Source organism: Streptomyces sp. NPDC096193 (assembly GCF_040302905.1).
GTDB lineage: Bacteria > Actinomycetota > Actinomycetes > Streptomycetales > Streptomycetaceae > Streptomyces.
Genome location: NZ_JBEOSJ010000018.1, coordinates 110,633 through 130,661, shown reverse-complemented (window position 1 = coordinate 130,661; position 20,029 = coordinate 110,633). Strand labels below are relative to the sequence as shown.

13 protein-coding genes are annotated in these 20,029 nt (G+C 72.3%); 7 read left to right on the top strand and 6 right to left on the bottom strand.

Annotation, left to right across the window (positions count from 1 at the left end):
- Positions 1-100 precede the first annotated feature (100 nt).
- The gene (locus tag ABTX78_RS24830; protein ID WP_352208986.1) at positions 101-1,252 is read left to right on the top strand and encodes a flavin-containing monooxygenase; all 1,152 of its coding nucleotides are present in this window, start codon (positions 101-103) and stop codon (positions 1,250-1,252) included.
- A gap of 58 nt (positions 1,253-1,310) precedes the next feature.
- Here the strand turns inward: ABTX78_RS24830 and ABTX78_RS24825 are convergent, their stop codons facing one another.
- On the bottom strand, positions 1,311-1,703 hold the full coding sequence (locus ABTX78_RS24825; protein WP_352209022.1) for a CBS domain-containing protein: 393 nt from the start codon (positions 1,701-1,703) through the stop codon (positions 1,311-1,313).
- 582 nt (positions 1,704-2,285) lie between these two features.
- Between ABTX78_RS24825 and ABTX78_RS24820 the strand changes: the two genes are divergently transcribed.
- The 4 genes from ABTX78_RS24820 to ABTX78_RS24805 all read left to right on the top strand — a co-directional run bounded on the left by ABTX78_RS24820 (position 2,286) and on the right by ABTX78_RS24805 (position 11,296).
- The gene (locus ABTX78_RS24820; RefSeq protein ID WP_352208985.1) at positions 2,286-6,773 is read left to right on the top strand and encodes an HAD-IC family P-type ATPase; all 4,488 of its coding nucleotides are present in this window, start codon (positions 2,286-2,288) and stop codon (positions 6,771-6,773) included.
- Positions 6,774-6,895: 122 nt separating this feature from the next.
- Positions 6,896-8,077 (top strand): PP2C family protein-serine/threonine phosphatase, encoded by a 1,182-nt coding sequence (locus ABTX78_RS24815; RefSeq protein WP_352208984.1) that lies wholly within the window; start codon positions 6,896-6,898, stop codon positions 8,075-8,077.
- 199 nt (positions 8,078-8,276) lie between these two features.
- On the top strand, positions 8,277-10,508 hold the full coding sequence (locus ABTX78_RS24810; protein WP_352208983.1) for an acetate--CoA ligase family protein: 2,232 nt from the start codon (positions 8,277-8,279) through the stop codon (positions 10,506-10,508).
- A gap of 65 nt (positions 10,509-10,573) precedes the next feature.
- On the top strand, positions 10,574-11,296 hold the full coding sequence (locus tag ABTX78_RS24805) for an enoyl-CoA hydratase/isomerase family protein (RefSeq protein ID WP_352209021.1): 723 nt from the start codon (positions 10,574-10,576) through the stop codon (positions 11,294-11,296).
- 72 nt (positions 11,297-11,368) lie between these two features.
- Here the strand turns inward: ABTX78_RS24805 and ABTX78_RS24800 are convergent, their stop codons facing one another.
- Together ABTX78_RS24800 and ABTX78_RS24795 are read right to left on the bottom strand one after the other, a co-directional pair.
- Complete coding sequence (locus ABTX78_RS24800) at positions 11,369-11,956, bottom strand: hypothetical protein (RefSeq protein WP_352208982.1); 588 nt, start codon at positions 11,954-11,956, stop codon at positions 11,369-11,371.
- Between the two features lie 479 nt (positions 11,957-12,435).
- A complete protein-coding gene (locus tag ABTX78_RS24795) occupies positions 12,436-14,157 on the bottom strand; it encodes an acyl-CoA dehydrogenase family protein (RefSeq protein ID WP_352208981.1) in 1,722 nt (573 codons plus the stop codon).
- A gap of 634 nt (positions 14,158-14,791) precedes the next feature.
- Between ABTX78_RS24795 and ABTX78_RS24790 the strand changes: the two genes are divergently transcribed.
- Positions 14,792-15,382, top strand: a complete 591-nt coding sequence (locus ABTX78_RS24790) for a flavin reductase family protein (protein WP_352209020.1) — start codon at positions 14,792-14,794, stop codon at positions 15,380-15,382.
- Here the strand turns inward: ABTX78_RS24790 and ABTX78_RS24785 are convergent.
- Entirely contained in the window at positions 15,372-16,718 is a 1,347-nt protein-coding gene (locus ABTX78_RS24785) for an MFS transporter (RefSeq protein ID WP_352208980.1), read from the bottom strand. The genes ABTX78_RS24790 and ABTX78_RS24785 overlap by 11 nt on opposite strands.
- Positions 16,719-16,778: 60 nt before the next feature.
- On the opposite strand from ABTX78_RS24785, the gene ABTX78_RS24780 reads away from it, so the two are divergent.
- Positions 16,779-17,774, top strand: coding sequence for a GlxA family transcriptional regulator (locus ABTX78_RS24780; RefSeq protein WP_502993951.1), 996 nt, complete (start codon positions 16,779-16,781; stop codon positions 17,772-17,774).
- Positions 17,775-17,813: 39 nt separating this feature from the next.
- Here the strand turns inward: ABTX78_RS24780 and ABTX78_RS24775 are convergent, their stop codons facing one another.
- On the bottom strand, positions 17,814-18,863 hold the full coding sequence (locus ABTX78_RS24775; RefSeq protein ID WP_352208979.1) for a Zn-dependent alcohol dehydrogenase: 1,050 nt from the start codon (positions 18,861-18,863) through the stop codon (positions 17,814-17,816).
- Positions 18,860-20,014 (bottom strand): acyl-CoA dehydrogenase family protein, encoded by a 1,155-nt coding sequence (locus ABTX78_RS24770; protein ID WP_352208978.1) that lies wholly within the window; start codon positions 20,012-20,014, stop codon positions 18,860-18,862. Before ABTX78_RS24770 ends, ABTX78_RS24775 begins: the two co-directional genes overlap by 4 nt.
- Between the last annotated feature and the right edge of the window lie 15 nt (positions 20,015-20,029).

The following is a 20,029-nucleotide window of genomic DNA, read 5'->3' as shown; positions in this document are numbered from 1 at the left end:
ACTACCCGTGCGCAAGGGGTCTGCGGACGTGATCAATTCGCAACCGATTCCCGTCTTGACTGAGACCCATCAAGTGAACGCGCGATTACGCTCACGCGATATGGCCGACGAAAAGGACATCGACCGCACGGACGACAGACCCGCCTACGTCATCGGCGGCGGTCCGGGCGGGCTCGCCGCTGCCGCCGCGCTGCGCGAGCGGGGCGTACGGGCCGTGGTGCTGGAGAAGTCCGACGCGGTCGGCGCCTCCTGGCGCCGCCACTACGACCGGCTCCATCTGCACACCACCCGCAAGCTGTCCGGGCTGCCCGGGCTCGCCATGCCGCGCTCGTTCGGGCGCTGGGTCTCCCGCGACAACGTGGTCCGCTATCTGGAGAAGTACGCGGAGTTCCACGAGTTGGAGATCGTGACCGGGGTCGAGGTCTCCAAGATCGAGGCGTCGGGCTCCGACTGGCTGCTGCACGCCACGGGCGGCCGCCGGCTCACCGGACGCGCGGTGGTCGTGGCCACCGGTTTCAATCACACCCCGCGGCAGCCCTCCTGGCCCGGCCACGAGGCGTACACCGGCGAACTGCTGCACGCGAGCGACTACCGCAACGCCGAGCCGTACCACGGCAAGGACGTCCTCGTCGTCGGCGTCGGCAACACGGGTGCGGAGATCGCGGTGGACCTGGTGGAGGGCGGCGCCGCCCGGGTGCGCCTCGCCGTCCGTACGGTCCCGCACATCGTCCGCCGCTCCACCGCCGGGTGGCCCGCCCAGCGCACCGGCATCCTCGTGCGCAGGCTGCCCGTGGGCCTGGTGGACAGGGCAGGCAGGGCCATGTCCCGTATCGCCGTTCCCGACCTCGCGGCGCAGGGCCTGCCCCGCCCGGACACCGGCCTGTACTCACGGGTCAAGGAGGGCGCCATCCCGGTCCAGGACGTGGGCCTGATCGACGCGGTGCGCAAGGGCACGGTCGAACCGGTCGCCGCCGTGGACTCGTTCGAGGCGGAGAAGGTGGTCCTCGCGGACGGCACCCGCGTCTCCCCGGACACGGTGATCGCGGCGACCGGCTACCACCGCGCGCTGGAGGACCTCGTCGGCCATCTCGGCGTACTGGACGAGCGCGGCAGGCCGCTCACCCACGGCGGCCGGACGCTGCCGCAGGCACCGGGGCTGTACTTCACCGGGTTCACGAACCCGATCAGCGGGATGTTCCGGGAGATGGCGATCGACGCGCAGAAGATCACGCGGTCGCTGGCGAAGAGTTAGGGCCCGGCACCGGGCTCCCGGCGGCCGGCGCCGGGCTGCCGACGCCGGCGCCGGCGGTTCAGGCGCTGATCGCTTCCAGGAGGTCGCCGACCTTCGGGTCCGGCAGGGCGCGCGCCACGTCGGCCTGGGCGACGACGCCCACCAGGATGTGGCCGTCGATCACGGGGAGCCGGCGGACCTGGTGCCGGCTCATCGTCTGCAGGATCTCCTCGGCGTCGTCGTCCGCGCCGATGGTCACCACCTCGCCCTGGGCGAGGTCACCGGCCGTCACCTTCGCCGGATCCCTGCCCGTCGCGAGGACCTTCACGACGATGTCGCGGTCGGTGAGCATGCCCTTGAGCCGTTCGTCGGTTCCGCAGACGGGCAGGGCCCCGACGCCGAGATCCTTCATCTTCTTCGCGGCGTCCAGTGCCGTTTCCTTGGAGCGGACGCATGTGACATCGGGGGTCATGATCTCCCGCGCGGTCACGGCGGTCTCCTCACCGGCCCCGGCGGAGGTGGCGGGCCGCCCGACGGCGGCGGAGGCCGGCGGAGTGCCGAAAGCCCCGTCCCCGCGGCGCAGAACGGCGTAGCCGACACCGATGCCGAGGGCGACGGGCCACTCCAGGACCTCCGCGGCGCCGAGAGCTCCGAGGCCCAGGTAGAGCGGGAGACCCTTCTTGGCGGGCAGCACCTGCCGGGCGACGGCGACGGGGAGCATGGCCGCGTTCAGCACCCCGCCGGCGATCTGTCCGGCGGAGGGCATCGTGGGGGCGTGCTTGCCCCGCGACGACTGCGGGGTGCCCTCGGCGCGGGGCTCGGCCGGTTCCGTCCGCGGGGTGCCCTCGGCGCGGGGCTCACCCGGTTCCGTCCCGGTGCTGGAGGGGAAGTGCGTTCGCGGCGTGGATGCCATGGCTATCGCCTCGCCTGATCGGTCACGAGCTTTCTGTCTCACCGATAGGTCTATCCGAAATAGCCGCATTTATGAGTTTCGACCAGACTGCCTCTGACGACGCACCCGAACCGCTCGTCCTGATGCAAGGAGGCACGCAGCATGCCGCCGGAACAGGCCTCCGCCCTCGGGCTTCCTCCCTTCCTGAGTTCCCTCGTCTCCGGCGTCGCCGCGCAGACCGCGGCCGGTGCCCGGCTGGTCCGGGAGGCGGCGGAGAGTCTTCTGCACGGGCCCGGCCGTGAGGTGTCGTGGACGGCCGGGCGGTGCTACATCGCGGTGTCCGGTGTGCACGGTCCCGGGGGCGAGGCCGTCGCCCGCCGGGTGGAACAGGCCCTGGAGGAGCACCCGGGAGTGCTGTGGGCGCGGGTGAACGCGCCCATGGAACGGGTGATCATCGCGGTCGGCCCGTCCGCTCCGCCGCAGGACGAGCTGGTCGCGCTGGTGGAACGGGCCGAGGGCGACCATGCCGCGGAGGTTGCCGCTTACGACGAGTGGCAGCCGGAGCCGCATCACCCCGCGGAGGGACCGCCGTTCCCCGCCGTGCCGGCCCTGGTGGCGGACACGCTGGGCCTGGCCCTGGTGACCGTCCGGCGGATCGCTCCGTGGTTCGGGCTGCCGCCGGAGGTCGCCGGCGCCATCGACGCGATCCGTCACCATCCCCGGCTTCGGCATCTGGTGGGGGACGTCGGCCCGAACGGACATGCCGACTCGCTGCTCCCGGTCGTCACAGCGCTCGTGCAGGGCGTGGCCACCGGGGGCGGGGGCCTTGCCCTCGACGTGCTGCAGCGTCTGGCGGTGTGGCGGGAGGCGAGTGCGGAGGGCGCGGCATGGAGCGAGCGCGAGACGAAGCTCGTCCGCGGTCCCGAGGAGGCCTCGGCCGACGCGGTCACCGTGCCACGGCCCGGGCGTACGCCCCAGGACGCGGCCGACCGGTACACCGAGCGGTCGATGGCGGCGGGCCTCGCGGCCGGTGTGGCCACCCTGCCGTTCGCCGGCGTCCGCAAGGCGATCGCCGTGGCGGTCGCCTCGGTGCCGAAGGCTCCCGGCGCGGGACGCGAGGGCTTCGCCACCAGTCTCGGACGGGACCTGGCCCGGCGCGGTGTGGTGACGATGGACCGAACCGCACTGAGGCGCCTGGGGCAGGTCGACACGATCCTCCTCGACGAAGAGGCCCTGCGGGGCGACCAGTACGAGCTGGTGGATCTGGAGCTGTTCGAGGACACCGACCACGAGCAGCTGTCCGAACGTCTCTTCGCGCTCTTCGACTCCCATGAGCCCCTGTCCCTCGAACGGGACGGCGACTGGTCACTCGGACCGCTGGACGAGCTCCACCTGAAAGGGCGGAGCGGCGGCAAGGCCGTCAAACGGCTGCGCAAGCACGGCGCCGAGAAGTTCCTCGGACTGGCCCGGGGGCACCGGCTCCTGGCGGTCGCGGGGCTCGGCACCCAGTCGGCTCCGGGGTCCGAGGCCGTGGCGGCCGCGGCGCGACGGGCCGGAGCGCGGGTGGTCGTCGCCTCCGACCGGAAAGGACCCGCTCCCGCCTTCGCCGACGCCGTGGTCCCGGCGGGCGACCGTCTCGCTGCCTCGGTGCGCGACCTCCAGGCGGACGGGGCCGTCGTCCTGCTGATCTCCGGGAACCGTACGGCGCTGGGCGCGGCGGACTGCGCGATCGGGGTGCACGGCGAGGCGGAGCACACACCCTGGGGAGCGCACGTCCTGGTCGGAACGGACCTGGAGGCGGCCGGCCTGATCGTCGACGCCGTGGGAACCGCCGCGGTGGTGGACCGCGACAGCCACCACCTGGCCGCCGGCGGCAGCGGGATCGGCGCGGTCGCCGCGCTCCAGGGGCCCGCCGGACGGGCCACCGCGCGGGTGCTGGCGGTGAGCAACACGGCCGGCGCCATGGCCTTCTGTCTCGGAGCCTGGCGCGCCCGGCAACTGCTGAGCCGCCCCCTCACACCACCGGCGACCAGCATTCCCTGGCACCTCATGCCGGCGGACCGGGTCATGGAACGGCTGCGTACCCGCGAGGACGGCCTCACCGCGCAGGAGGCGGCTTCCCGCGGCGCCGAAGCGCACACCGGGCAGCCGGCGAAGCTGACCCTCCCGTACGCCTTCATCGAGGAGCTGTCGAATCCCCTGACCCCGATCCTTGCCGCGGGAGCCGCTCTCGCCGCCGCTGTGGGATCACGGACCGACGCCGCTCTGGTCGCCGTCATCACCGGTGTCTCCGCACTGGTCGGGGGCTTCCAGCGGGTGCGGACGGATCACGCGCTGGCCGAGTTGTTCGCCGAGTCGGCGATCGGGGCGCGGGTGCGGCGCGACGGCCGGGAGCATCTGGTCACCTCGGGCGACCTGGTCCCCGGCGACGTCGTCGCCCTGGGCCCCGAGGACGTGGTGCCCGCGGACTGCCGCCTCCTGGAGGCCGAAGGCCTCGAAGTCGACGAGTCCTCCCTCACCGGCGAGTCCCTGGCCGTGAGCAAGGACCCGGCGCCCGTGGTCGCCGCCCACCTCACGGACCGCCGCTCGATGCTCTACGAGGGCACCACGATCTCGGCCGGACGAGCCGTCGCCGTCGTCGTGGCGACCGGCTCGGCCACCGAAGCCGGGCGCAGTCTCGCCACCGCCCGGCAGGCCGCACCGGAAACGGGCGTCGAGGCCCGGCTGACCTCACTGACCCGCGCCAGCATGCCCATCGCCCTGGGGTCCGCCGTCGCGGTCGCCCTCTCCGGCCTGCTCCACGGCCGGCCCCTCACGGACAACCTCGCCTCGGCCGTCAATCTGGCCGTCGCCTCCGTCCCCGAGGGACTGCCCTTCCTGGTCAACGCCGCTCAGCTCGCCGCCGCGCGCCGGCTGGCGGACATCGGTGCCCTCGTCCGCAACCCCCGCACCATCGAGGCGCTCGGCCGCGCCGACATCCTCTGCTTCGACAAGACCGGCACCCTCACCGAAGGAACCCTGGAGCTGTCCGGCGTCAGCGACGGCGACAGCGTCTCGGCCCTGGACCGGCTCGACACCCGCCGCAAGGAGATCCTCGCCGCCGCGCTGCGCGCCACGCCGCCCGCGCGGCAGGCCGAACCGATGGTCCATCAGACCGACCGGGCGATCGTCGAGGGCGCACGCCGCGCGAACGTCACCACCCACACCGGAGCCCCCCGGTGGCGGCGCACGGACGCCCTCCCCTTCGAGCCCGCCCGGGCGTACCACGCGACCGTCGGGCACACCGGCGGCGGTGTCCTGCTCAGCGTCAAGGGAGCGCCGGAGAACGTCATCGAGCGCTGCGGCCGGCGCCGGCGGCAGGACGGCTCGGTGGATCTGGACGACGCGGCGAGGAGCACTCTCGCGGGCGCGGCGGAAGAACTCGCCGCAGCGGGCCGCAGGGTCCTGGCCGTCGCCGAACGACGTATGAAGAAGGGCGAGGAACTCACCGACGAAGCCGTCCACGACCTCGTCTTCCTCGGTTTCGTCACGCTGGCCGACCCCGTACGGGACAGTGCCGCCCCCGCCACCGCCCGGCTGCGCGAGGCGGGCGTGCACACCGTCATGCTCACCGGCGACCACCCGGCGACCGCCGACGCCATCGCCTCCACGATCAGTGACGTGGAGCAGCCGACCGTGTGCACCGGACCGGAGATCGATGAACTGGACGACGACGCCCTGGACGAACTGCTGCCCACCGTCGACGTCATCGCCCGTTGCAGCCCGAGCCACAAGGTCCGGATCGTCCAGGCCTACCAGCGCATCGGCCGGGTCGTGGCCATGACCGGCGACGGGGCGAACGACGCTCCGGCCATCCGCCTCGCCGACGTCGGCATCGCCCTGGGGCGCCGCGGCACTCCGGCCGCGACCGCCGCGGCGGACCTCGTCGTCACGGACGACCGGCTGGAGACCATCGTCTCCGCGCTCATGGAGGGCCGGGCCATGTGGACCTCGGTCCGCGCCGCGCTCGCCATCCTCATCGGAGGCAATCTCGGCGAGGTCACCTTCAGCGTCCTCACCTCCGCCGTCACCGGCACGACGCCGCTGAACGCCCGCCAGATCATGCTCGTCAACCTCCTCACCGACCTCGCCCCCTCGCTCGCCATCGCGGTGCGCGAGCCCTCGGGCCAGACCGGCGAGCGCCTTCTCGCGGAGGGCCCGCACCGCTCGCTGGGCACCGCGCTGACGCAGGAGATGCTGCTGCGCGGCATCGTCACGGCCATCGGCGCCGGTCTCGCGTGGGCGATGGCCCGCGTCACCGGCCGCGGCCGGCGGGCGTCCACCGTCTCGCTGGCCGCCGTGGTCGGCACCCAGCTGGCGCAGACCCTCACCACCGGCGGTGCCGACCGCAACGTCCTGGTGGCCGGAATCGGCTCCGCGGCCGTCCTCGTCGCCATCATCCAGACCCCGGGCGTCAGCCAGTTCTTCGGCTGCACCCCACTCGGGCCGATCGCCTGGGGCATCACCCTGAGCGCGATCACCGCCGCCACCGTCATCGGCCACTTCCTGCCGCCGCTGCTCGCCTCCCGCGAAAACGCGTGGCGGGCGGCGACGGCGGACAGGGCGGGCTCGGAGGGGACGACCCGGGCGGGGTCCGCAGGCGTAGGGTGAAGTCAGGTTGCCTCTGGGCCTCTCGTATTTGTCTGCCGTTCTGTCTGCCGAGAAGCAGGTGCCCCCGGTTGTCGCGGGGCGCGACGGGCGGACACGGGTGTCCCCCGACGACGGGCCCCGACATGACACACGCCCGGTCCGGCCTCGTCCTGAGTGAACTCCTGCGGGCCAGCCACTCGGCGACGTTCGAAGAGCTGCCCGCCCTGCTGCTCAAGTGCGCCTCACGTGTCGGGGTGCGGAACGCGCGGCTGTACGTGGCGGACCTTCAGCAGGAGGTGCTGCGGGAGGTGACCGGCGTGGGCCTCGACGCGGGAGCCGGAGGGCTGGAGCTGCGGGTCGACTCCACCGTCGCGGGCCGCAGCTTCATGCACACGCAGGAGCTGTCGTCGTCGAACGGCGGCGGCCACCAGTACTGGCTGCCGCTCCTGGACGGGACGGAACGTCTCGGCGTCATGCACGCGGAAGCCGACGACACCGCCGACGCCGCCGAGGTCGTGCGAGGCCTCGCCTCGCTGATGGGCCTGATGCTGGTCTCCAAGCGGCCGAACAGCGACTCCTTCGCCCGGCTCACCAGAAGCAGTCCCATGTCCGTGTCCGCGGAGATGCAGTGGACCCTGATTCCTCCGAGGACCTTCTCCAACGACCGGGTCACCATCGCCTGTGCCATGGAGCCGGCCTACGACACCGCCGGAGACGCCTTCGACTACGCGATCGCCGAGCACACCGCCCACATCGCCGTCTTCGACGCCATGGGCCACGACACCACCGCGGGGCTGACCGCCAATCTGGCGGTCGCCACCAGCCGCAGCCTCCGCCGCCAGGGCGCCGACCCGGCCCGCGCGTGCGCCGCCATCGAAACCGTCCTGCTGGAGCAGTTCCACCACGACTCCTACGTCACCGGCATCATGGCTGACCTCGACATGCGTACCGGCACGCTGAGTTGGGTCAACAGCGGCCATCTGCCTCCCGTTCTCGTCCGGGGTGGCCGCTGGGCGGCGACGCTGGACAGCCCGCCCACCCATCCGATGGGGACGGATCTGGGGCTCCCCGTCGTCCTGCGCCACGAACACCTGGAGCCCGGCGACCGGGTGCTGCTGTACACCGACGGTGTCACCGAGGCACGCAACGCGGACGGAGAGCAGTTCGGCCGTCAGCGTTTCGTGGACTTCATCATCCGCCACCAGGCCGACGGCCTCCCGGTGCCCGAGACACTCCGCCGCCTCATCCGTACGGTTCTCGATCACCACGGCAGGCTCCAGGACGACGCGACGGTCCTGTTCTGCGAATGGCGCGGCAACCGCTGAGGACGGACCTGCCCCGCGACGGCGGGGCGGGGCGCGGCGGGGGGGCTCGGCGGCGGGCGGGGCGCGGGGCTCGGCGGGGGGCCCGTTCCGTGGGGTCCGCGCTCACGCTTTGCCTGCACGACTGTTCCTGACAGGTAGTCAGTTCGGTAATCTGACTATGCGTCAGTTAAGGTGGCAACGAGCAGAGCGGGGCTCAGCGATGCTTGGATCAACTCACGGCACCCTCACCTCCGACCTCCGCGCACGAGTGGTGGCCTGCGGCGAACAGCCCCGGCAGGCCGTCCACGACACCGCCTCGATCACCGCGACCGACGGTGCCATGGACGTCAGCGGACGGCCGTTGTACGCACCCGTGCCGGATCTCGACCGGTTCTTCCGGCCGTCGTCCGTCGCCGTCGTCGGAGCGTCCGACAGTGAGGGACGGCCCAACACCGGCATCACCCGTCAGCTCGTCGACTGGGCCGAGCGGGTCGGCGCACGGCTCCATCCCGTGCATCCGACCCGGGAACACGTCTTCGGCCTCCGCTGCTTCCCCTCCGTCGCCGACCTGCCCGAGGAGGTCGACCTCGCGGTGCTGCTCGTCGGCGATCCGCTACCGGTGATCGAGGAACTGGCCGAGGCCAAGGTGAAGTTCGCCGTCGCCTTCGCCTCCGGGTACGCGGAGACCGGGGATGTGGGCGCGGTGGCGCAGACGAGGCTGGCCGCAGCCGTCGAACGGGCCGGGCTGCGACTGCTCGGCCCCAACACCAACCTGAACGCCTTCGAGCGGTTCCGCGACGACCTGACGGGCCCCGCGATCGCCCTGATCACCCAGTCGGGACATCAGGGGCGGCCCGTGTTCACCCTCCAGGACCTGGGCGTACGGCTCTCCCACTGGGCGCCCACCGGCAACGAAGCCGACCTGGAGACCGCGGACTTCATCTCCTACTTCGCCGAGCGCCCCGAGGTCGGCGCCATCGCCTGCTACGTCGAGGGGCTGAAGGACGGACGGTCCTTCCTGCTCGCCGCCGACCGGGCCGCCCGGCGCGGGGTGCCCGTCGTCGCGGTCAAGGTCGGCCGCACCGAGACCGGGGCACGGACCGCCGCATCGCACACCGGCAAACTGACCGGCGCGGACCAGGTGGTGGACGCCGCGATGCGGCAGTACGGAGTGATCCGCGTCGACGGCCTCGACGAACTCCAGGACACCGCGGCCCTGTTGGCGCGCGCCCGCCCGCCGGCCGCCGAGGGCGTGGTCGTCTACTCGATCTCCGGCGGCACGGGCGCGCACTTCTCCGATCTCGCGTGTGCGGCGGGGCTGCGGCTGCCACGGCTGTCCGAGGCCAAGCAGGCCGAGCTGCACACCTGGATACCGGAGTACCTGAACGTCGCCAACCCGGTCGACAACGGCGGTCATCCGGTGGGCGACTGGCGCGGACGCAAGATCATCGACGCGATCCTGGCCGATCCCTCCGTGGGGGTGCTGATCTGCCCGATCACCGGCCCCTTCCCGCCGATGAGCGACCGGCTCGCCCAGGACCTGGTGGACGCTGCCGAGGCCACCGACAAGCTGGTGTGCGTGGTGTGGGGGTCGCCGGTGGGTACGGAGGCCGCGTACCGCGAGACGCTGCTCGGGTCGTCGCGGGTGGCCACCTTCCGTACCTTCGGGAACTGCATCACCGCGGTCCGCGCCTTCCTGGACCACCACCGCTTCACCACCGGCTACCGCTCCCCCTTCGACGAGGCACCGCGCACGCCCTCCCCGTCGTTCCGCAAGGCCCAGGCGCTGATGCGGCCGGGCAAGCAGCTGAGCGAGCACGCGGCGAAGCAGCTGCTGCGGGCGTACGGCATCCGCGTGCCCCGCGAGCAGCTGGTGACGAGCGCGGCCGCGGCGGTCCGGGCGGCCGGGCTGGTGGGCTATCCCGTCGTCATGAAGGCGTCCGGCACGCAGCTGGCCCACAAGACCGAACTGGGCCTGGTCAAGGTCGGACTGACCTCCGCGAGCCAGGTCCGTGACGCCTATCGCGACCTCACCGACATCGCCCGCTACGAAGGCGTCGACCTGGACGGCATCCTGGTGTGCCAGATGGTCGAGCGCGGCGTGGAGATGGTCGTCGGCGTCACCCAGGACGCGCTGTTCGGGCCGACGGTGACGGTGGGGCTCGGTGGCGTCCTGGTGGAGGTCCTCCAGGACGTCGCGGTCCGCGTGCCGCCGTTCGGCGAGGACCAGGCGCGCGCGATGCTCGGCGACCTGCGCGGCCGCGCCTTGCTGGAGGGCATCCGCGGCGGCCCGCCGGTCGACGTCGACGCGCTCGTGGAGGTCGTCCTGCGGGTCCAGCGGATGGCGCTGGAACTGGGCGACGAACTGTCCGAACTCGACATCAACCCCCTGATGGTGCTGCCCCGGGGCCAGGGCGCGGTGGCGCTGGACGCGCTGGCGGTGTGCCGGTGAACGCCTCCGTGCTGCACTCCGTCGACAACGGCGTCTCGTGGATCACGCTGAACCGTCCCGACGCCATGAACGCCGTCACCTGGGACCAGCGCGAACGGATCATCGAGCTGCTCGCCGCCGCGTCCGAGGACCCCGTGATCCGGGCGGTCGTCGTCACCGGTACCGGCAAGGGCTTCTGCGCCGGCGCGGACCTGCGCGGCGCCCCGTCGACGGGCCGGGACCGGATCCCCGGGGACGTGGCCCGGACGATACGGCTGGGGGCACAGCGTCTGATCGCGGCCGTGCTGGACTGCGAGAAGCCGGTGATCGCCGCGGTCAACGGTACGGCGGCGGGTCTCGGCGCGCACCTCGCGCTCGCCTGCGATCTGGTGCTGGCGGCCGAAGGGGCCACGTTCATCGAGGCGTTCGTCCGCCGGGGCCTGGTCCCGGACGGCGGTGGGGCCTATCTGCTGCCGAGGCTGATCGGCCCGCAGCGGGCGAAGGAGCTGATGTTCTTCGGCGACTCCCTCCCGGCGCGGGAGGCCGAACGCCTCGGCCTGGTCAACCGGGTGGTCGCCGCCGACGACCTGACGAAGACGGCCCGCGCCTGGTCGGAGCACCTGGCACAGGGCCCGACGCGGACGCTCGCGCTCACCAAGCAGCTGGTGAACGCCTCGCTGGACGCGGACCGGGCGACGGCGTTCGCGGCGGAGGCGGCGGCGCAGGAGATCAACATGACGACGCGGGACGCGAACGAAGGTGTGGCGAGCTTCGTGGAGCGGCGGGGGGCGGAGTTCCGGGGGTGCTAGGGCATGTTCTGAGTTCGACTCAGCTCCCGCCCCGGCACACCTCGCCGGACGGGGGCGACTCCACCACGGCGATCAGCTCTCGGGTTTGATCTTCGAGGACACGAGGAACAGCCCCGCCGTTGCCGCGATGAAACCTCCGGCCAGTTCTTCGTAGCCCTGGAAGTAGGCGATGGGGATGGCGATGGCGCAGGCTGCCCCGACCAACTCGATGAAGCCCCCGACCAGCCGCCTGGAACGGCTCGGCGGCGGAGGGTGATGGGGGTTCGGCGGACTTCCCCAGTAGTGGAGGGGACCCGACCTGGGCTTCCAGTCCTCTTCCCGGAGCCGCAGATACTCCGGGTGGTGGCGGGCGTAGCCCAGACGGCGGGGCGCCAGGCGCCGCCACGGCAGCCGGCCCTGCCGGATCGCGATCCATGCGAGCCCCGGCAGGCAGGCCACGGCCGCCCAGATCGCCGCGACTGTCCGCTCTCCGGCCGAAGCCGACAGAATGCCGAGCAGCCGGTCCAGCCGGCCGCTGGCGGCGTAGGCGATCAACGCGGCTGTGGAGAGCACCGCCGCGGTCTGCTCCAGCTGGTGTCCGGTGTGGCAGCGGGCACAGCGTGGCACGGACACGATGGTCTGACGCCAGGTGGTGCGCAGGACGACGATCCATGGGGTCATGGTGGTTTCGGGGTCCTTGTGCAACCCCAGGACGCGGTCGTGCCATGACGGCGGTGTGGCCTCCCGGCAGAACCAGCACTCCCGCACCACGAGTTTCCTTTCCCCGGCGGTGCCCGCTTGTGGACGGCATTTTAGGTGTAGCCCCGCAAGGAGCGTCAGTTGTCTGTTGTGGAAGGGCCGTGAGAGTTGCGGTCGCCACCGACGCCGAACAGCCTGCGGGACACCGTCCTTGGACTCCGAGCCGAGCTAGGCCGAGACCCTCGCCCCGCCGAGCAGCGGGCCGGGCGGGAGTGAGGTCGCGCAGCGCTCGGCGTTCCGGCTGGGTCCCGGGCCGGGCGTACCAGGTCCCGGTGCCGGCCGGGGTGCTCTGCCCGGCCGGTGATCCGCGCACCGCGCCGCTGCGGCCCCGTGCCGGGCGCCGCCCCGCCCGGCACTCCCAGTCCCCCCGCGCCGCTGTGGCTTGCCTGCGTGACACGTCGTTACGGCGCCATCTCGTACGAGCCCGCCAGGGCCTCCACCCGCGCCCACACACGCGCCGAGCGGGCCTCGTCGACCACCGGGCGCCGGACCGCGCCGATCGCCCACTGCTGCTGCTCCTGCGTCGCGGAGTCCTTGCCGTGCAGCTCGACGGCGTGCGCGGAGAAGTCCCGTACGAGTACCGAGAACAGCTCGTCCAGCACGTCCTCGTCCACGTCCGTCAGACGCGCCTGCTCCAGGATCAGCTGTCCGTGCACGACCAGCGCGAACAACTGGCCGACGGCGAGCAGGAAGTCGAGGTCGCGGCTCTGCTCCTCACCGGGGCCCGCGGTCTCGACGAACTCGCAGAGCGCGTCGGCCTGTTCGCGGAAGCGGGCGACGTTCGGCACCGCGGCGTAGGCGTCGTAGGCGGTGCGCCAGTCGTGGAAGCGGACGGAACCCAGTCCACGGGCCGGTCCCTGCCGGAAGAGGAAGGCGTCGTCGGCCGCGTCGAGGCGGGTGGGGACGGGCTCGTACGCGGCCGGGTCCAGCAGGTGGTTGCGCATGAACTTGAGGATCAACGCGAGGTTGACGTGGACCGTGCCCTCCAGCTTGGGCAGTCCGCGGATCTCGACGGCGGCCTGGGCGAAGTACGTGTCCTTCTCGAAGCCCTTGGCGGCGATGACGTCCCACATCAGGTCGATGACCTTCTCGCCCTCCGTGGTCACCTTCATCTTCGTCATCGGGTTGAACAGCAGATAGCGGCGGTCGTCGGGGCCCGCGGAGCGGAAGTAGTCGACGGCGCGGTCGCTGAACAGCTTCATGCCGACGAGCCGGACGTAGGCGTCGGCCAGCTCGCGGCGCACGTGCGGGAAGGCGGTGACGGGACGGCCGTAGAGGATGCGATTGTGCGCGTGGGTGACGGCCTCGTACATCGCGTGCTCGCAGATGCCGATGGAGGCGGTGCACAGGTTGAACTTGCCGACGTTGACGGTGTTGAGCGCGGCGTCGAACGCGGCGCGTCCGGTGTGCAGGACGTCGTCCGGGCCGACCGGGTAGTCCTCCAGCCGGAACTCGCTGACGTACTTGGAGGAGTCGACGACGTTCTGGACGAGCCGGTACGCCGGGTGGCGGCTGTCGGCGGCGAAGAAGACGTACCCGTCCGGGCCCTCGATGTCGGTGCGGCGGCCGAAGACGGAGACGAGTCCGGCGGCGTTGCCGTTGCCGATGTAGTACTTGGAGCCACTGGCCCGGAAGCCGTCGCCGTCGGGCGTCAGCAGCATGTCGGTGGAGTAGATGTCGGCGCCGTGGGACCGCTCGGACAGCCCGAAGGCGAAGACCTCGCCCTGGGAGAGGAGCTCGGCGGCGCGGGTGCGGGCGGCGGCGTTGCCGCTCTGCCAGACGGGTCCGAGACCGAGGATGGTCACCTGCCACGCGTACCAGTAGTCGAGCCCGTAGAACCCGAAGATCTCGTTGAGCGCGGCGATCCGGGCGGTGTCCCAGCGCTGGTCCTGCTGCCCGGGTCCGGCGGCGGACGCGGGCGTGAGGAAGGTGGCGAACAGCCCTTCCTTGGCGGAGAACGCGAGGAAGTCGGCGAGCCAGGCGCGGGACCGGTAGTCCTCGATCAACCGCCGCTTCCCACGGTCCTCGAACCAGTCGACGGTGGCCCGCAGGAGCCTGCGGGTCTCCGGGTCGAAGTGCGCGGGGTCGTACGTGCGCGGGTTGAACAGCAGGGCGTCGGCCATGGGGTCGCCTTCCAGGGCTTTCCGGGATTGAGGGTGTCCCGATCCTTCTATGCAACTCGTTGCACAGACAAGCGGGGAAGCGGGGGTGAGAGGCGGGTCACGCGGGATGCGGGGGCGGGTGCGGGTGCTTGGGCCTCGGGTGCTTGTCCGGTGGCGGGTCCGGGGGGCCGGGCGAGGTGCTTGGGCCTCGGGTGCTTGTCCGGTGGCGGGTCCGGGGGGCCGGGCGAGGTGCTTGGGCCTCGGGTTCTTGTCCGGCGTCGGGTCCGGGGGCCCTCCGGGCTCGACTCCTCGGGGTCGGCGGCGTACAGGTTCCTCGCATTGAGCACCCGGGTGTTGCCGCCGATCCCCTGCGGGGCCGACCCTGCACGCCCCCTCCCGCGCGGTCGAGGACGAGACCCGTTGCGGTGCGGGCACACGCGAAGCCGAGCCTGTTCGGCAGCAGGACGGGATGCGGCGCGAAGCCTCCGCGCCGGCCGGGGCCGTGGGGCGAAGCTCCACACATCCACCCCACCCGTACCGAACAGGTGCGTTCGGCTCCGGATCCCAAGGCTCAGGCGTCCGGGCCCGACCTGACGACAGGGTTCACATCTGACGGAGCGTCAGGTTCAATGGAGGTGTGATGGGACACGCAGCCATGGCCGCCACCGCCGTCCGTTATCTCCGGTCCGTCGGCGCGCCCACAGCCACCGAGCCGTACGAGGCCCTCCCGCGGCCCGACCTGCGCGCCGTGCGGGACGACGAGCGGCTCGCCGTAGAGCCCGGGGAGTTCCGGCGGGTGCTCGGGCACTTCGCGACCGGGGTCACCGTCGTCACCGCGCGGGACGAGCACGGGCCCGCCGGGTTCGCGTGTCAGTCGTTCGCCTCGCTGTCGCTCGATCCGCCGCTCGTCGTCTTCATGGTCGGGCGGACGTCGACCACCTGGCCGCGGATCGCCCGGGCCGGGGCCTTCTGCGTCAACATCCTCGGCGAGGAGCAGGGGCTCCTGTGCCGCGGGTTCGCCGTGAGCGGTGCGGACAAGTTCGCCGGGGTCGCGCACCGGCCCGCTCCCGTGACCGGGTCGCCGCTGCTGGACGGGGTGCCGGCCTGGGTCGACTGCACCGTGCGGAGCGTGCACACCGGCGGCGACCACCTGATCGTCGTGGGACGGATCGCGGCGCTCGGCGCGGCCGAGGACGGCGCGCCGCTGTTGTTCCACCGCGGGAGGTTCGGCCGGTTCAGCCCGTGACCTGGTCGCTCGCCGGCTTCTCCGCCGGCACCGACACCGCGGTGAGCACCGGCAGTTGCTTGCGCCGGATCACCAGCGCCATCAGCGCCGCTGCCGCGCACAGCGCGCCGGAGGCGTACCAGACCACGTCGTAGGAGCCGAAGACGTCCCGTGCCACACCGCCCGCGAAGGCGACGACCGCCGCGCCCAACTGGTGCGAGGCGAGCACCCAGCCGAACACGATGGCGCTGTCCTCGCCGTAGTGCTCCCGGCACAGCGCGATCGTCGGCGGGACCGTCGCCACCCAGTCCAGGCCGTAGAAGACGATGAAGAACAGCATCGGCGGCTGGACCGAGGGCGCGAGCAGCATGGGGAGGAAGAGCAGGCTCACGCCCCGCAGCGCGTAGTACACCGCCAGCAGTCGGCGTGCCTCGAAGCGGTCGGTGAACCAGCCCGAGGCGATCGTGCCGACCACATCGAAGACCCCGATCACCGCGAGCAGGGACGCGGCGGCCGTGATCGGCATGCCGTGATCGTGGGCCGCGGGCACGAAGTGGGTTTTCACCAGGCCGTTCGTGGACGCGCCGCAGATCGCGAAGGTCCCCGCCAGCAGCCAGAACGGCCCGGTGCGGGCCGCCTTGAACAGCACCGTCACCGCACGGCGGGCCGCCCCCGGCACCGGCTCCGGCTTGGGCGTGAAGCCCTCCGCGCCGTACGCCGACGTCCCCACGTCCGCCGGGTGGTCCCGCAGCAGCAGCCAGACGAAGGGCACCACGGCGAGCGCCGAGAGCGCGACGGTGATCGACGCCGGGCGCCAGCCGTGGTGCTCCACCAGCCAGGACAGCAGCGGAAGGAAGACGAGTTGGCCGGAGGCGCCGGCCGCGGTGAGGATGCCGGTGACCAGGCCGCGGCGCTTCACGAACCAGCGATTGGTGACCGTCGCGGCGAACGCCAGCGCCATCGAACCGCTGCCGAGGCCGACGAGGACACCCCAGAAGAGGACGAGCTGCCAGGACGTCGTCATGAAGACCGTGAGCCCGGAGCCGACCGCGATCACCGTGAGGGCGACCGCGACCACCCGGCGGATGCCGAACCGGTCCATCAGCGCGGCGGCGAACGGCGCGGTCAGCCCGTAGAGGGCGAGGTTGACCGAGACGGCGAAGCCGATCATGCCGCGCGACCAGTCGAACTCCTCGTGCAGCGGGTCGATCAGCAGGCCCGGCAGGGAGGCGAAGGCCGCGGCGCCGATGATCGTCACAAAGGTGACGGCGGCCACGAACCAGGCGCGGTGGACACGGGGCCGAAGCAGCCGGGGGCCGGTGGGCGGCAGAGAGGTCTCGGTCACGCGGTACAGCATCCGACGGCCGCCCCGGGCGCAACGAGTGGCCCGGAGGACAGGGTTCGATAGGATCGGGCCATGGACATGGCAGCAGCGCACCCGCGCCACCGCGTGGTCGTTCTCGCCCTCACCGGGTTGCTCCCCTTCGAGCTGGGTATCCCGCACCGGATCTTCGGCCGCGCCAAGGACCCGCAGGGCCGTCATCTGTACGAGATCGTCACCTGCTCGGTCCGGCCGGGCCCCGTCCGTACCGACGCCGACTTCGACATCCACGTCGAGCACGGCCCCGAGGCACTCGCCACCGCCGACACCGTGGTGATCCCCGCCTCGTACGAGCTGGGCCCGGTGTACGAGGAGGGCCGGCTCACCGGGGAACTCGCCGCCGCCCTCGCGCACATCCGGCCCGGCACCCGCCTCGTCTCCATCTGCACCGGCGGCTACGTCCTCGCAGCGGCCGGCTTCCTCGACAACCGTCCGGCCACCACCCACTGGTCCTCCGCCCGGCACTTCCAGCGGCTCTTCCCGTCCGTCCGCGTCGACGCGAACGTCCTGTTCATCGACGACGGCGACGTCCTCACCTCGGCGGGCGTGGCCGCCGGCATCGACCTGTGTCTGCACATCGTGCGGCGGGACCACGGCACCGCCGTCGCCAACGACGTCGCGCGCCGGACCGTCGTACCCCCGCACCGCGACGGCGGACAGGCGCAGTACATCGAACGCCCCCTCCCCGAGGCCCAGTCGGCGACGACGACCACCGCTCGCGGCTGGGCGCTCGGCCGCCTGCACGAGCCGATCCAGCTGCGGGACATGGCCGAGAGGGAGTCGATGAGCGTACGGACCTTCACGCGCCGGTTCCGCGAGGAGGTCGGTGTCAGTCCGGGCCAGTGGCTCACGCAGCAGCGCGTGGAGCGGGCCCGGCATCTGCTGGAGTCCACGGACCTCTCGGTCGACCAGGTGGCCCGGGACGCCGGGTTCCGTACGGCCCAGTCGATGCGCCAGCATCTGCAGGCGATTCTCGGCGTCGCGCCGACCGTGTACCGGCGGACGTTCCGGGCCGGAACGGGCGCGGGCTGAGGGACGGCGGACGGCCGGAAGGAGACCGCCCGCCGCCGCTCAGAAGGTGAGCACCCCGCGTGCCACCCGTCCGTGGTGCGCGTCGTCCGCGGCCTTCGCGAAGTCCTCCACCGGATAGGTCTCGGTGACCAGTTCGTCCAGCAGCAACCGGCCCTGCCGGTACAGATCGGCGTACAGGGCGATGTCGTGCTGCGGGCGGGACGAGCCGTAGCGGCAGCCCAGAATGGACTTGTCCAGGAACATCGCCGCCGGGACGAACGACGCCTCCGCCGTCGCCGCCGGCATGCCGAGCAGGATCGCCTGTCCGTGCCGGTCCAGCAGGTCGATCGCCTGCCGGATCAGCGCGGTGCTGCCGACGCATTCGAAGACATGGTCGGCGCCGGTCGGCAGGATCGGGCGTACGCCCTCGGCCGACGCTAGGAAGTGCGTCGCTCCGAACTGCCGTGCCACCTCCTCCTTCGCCGGGTTGGAGTCCACCGCGACGACCGTGGACGCCCCCGCGATCCGCGCGCCCTGCAGGACGTTGAGCCCGATACCGCCGGTGCCGACGACGACGACGCTCTCGCCCCGGTCGACCCTCGCCCGGTTCAGTACGGCTCCGACGCCCGTCAGGACGCCGCAGCCGATCAAGGCCGCGGACGTCAGGGGGATGTCGGAGGGGATCTTCACCGCCTGGACGGCCTTGACGACGGTGCGTTCCGCGAAGGCGGAGTTGGAGGCGAACTGGAACAGCGGTTCGCCGCCGCGGCTGAAGGGCCTGCCGGGCCGGCCGATCGCCGAGCGGCACATCGTGGGGCGGCCGCGGTCGCAGTCCGTGCAGGCACCGCAGTTGGCGAGCGTGGAGAGCGCGACATGGTCCCCCGGCCCGACGTGGGCGACGCCCGCGCCGACCGCCTCGACGACGCCCGCGCCCTCGTGGCCGAGCACCACCGGCGTGGGGAAGGGGATGGTGCCGTCGATCACCGACAGATCGCTGTGGCACAGCCCGGCGGCGGCGATCGCCACCAGGACCTCGCCGGGACCCGGGTCCCGTACCTCCAGATCGTCGACCACCTGGGGCTGTGTGCCGTCGAAGACGACGCCTCTCATCTCGGCTCCCTGGGTTCCCTCGGCAGGCCGAGTACACGCTCGGCGATGATGTTGCGCTGGATCTCGTCCGAACCGCCGTAGATGGTGTCGGCCCGGCTGAAGAGGAACATCCGTTGGTACGCGTCGAGTTCGTAGGGGCTCTCGGCGCTCCAGTCCCCGGGGCCGATGGCCGCACCCGCACCCCGTACCGCCATCGCCAGTTCGCCGAGGCGCTGGTGCCAGCCGCCCCACAGCAGTTTGGCGACGCTGGGGGCGCCGACGGCCGCGGCGGCTCCGGGGCGGTCGTGCGGCGATCCGAGGGTGCGCAGGGCGTTCCACCGCATGGTGCGCAGCTCGGCCCACTGGCGTACGAGACGGTCCCGGACGACGGGGTCACAGGCGGCGCCGTTCGCCACGGCGACCCGGATCACCCGCCCCAGTTCCTCCTCGAACCCGATCTGCTGGACGAGCGTCGACACCCCCCGCTCCACGGCGAGCAACCCCATGGCGACGCGCCAGCCGTCGCCCTCGCCGCCGACGAGATGCTCGGCGCGGGCACTCGCGCCGTCGAAGAAGACCTCGTTGAACTCGCTCGTGCCGGTCATCTGCCGGATGGGCCGTACCTGGATGCGGCCCGGCTGGTCCATCGGAACGAGGAGGAAGGACAGGCCGTGGTGCCGGGCGGAGCCCGGTTCGGTCCGCGCGAGGACGAAGCACCAGTCGGCGTCCTGGGCGAGGGAGGTCCAGATCTTCTGGCCGCTGATCCGGTACGTGCCGCCCTCGCGGACCGCGCGCGTCCGGACCCCGGCGAGATCGGACCCGGCGCCGGGCTCGCTGTAGCCCTGGCACCACAGCTCCTCGCCCCGGGCGACCGCGGGCAGGAACCGGTCCTTCTGCTCCTTCGTGCCGAAGGCGATGAGGGTGGGACCGAGAAGGTTCTCGCCGATGTGGCCGACGCGGGAGGGGGCGCGGGAGCGGGCGTACTCCTCGGCCCAGACGACCTGCTGGACGAGTCCGGCACGGCGGTTTCCGTACCCGTCCTCGGTCCATCCGAGCCCGACCCAGCCGTCCCGCCCGAGCTCACGCTCCCAGGCCCGCCCTTCGGGGTGGCCCGCGCCGAGATGCTTCTCCAGCCAGGTGCGGGCCTTCTCCCGGAACGCCTGGTCGTCCATGCGGACCTCCCGTTG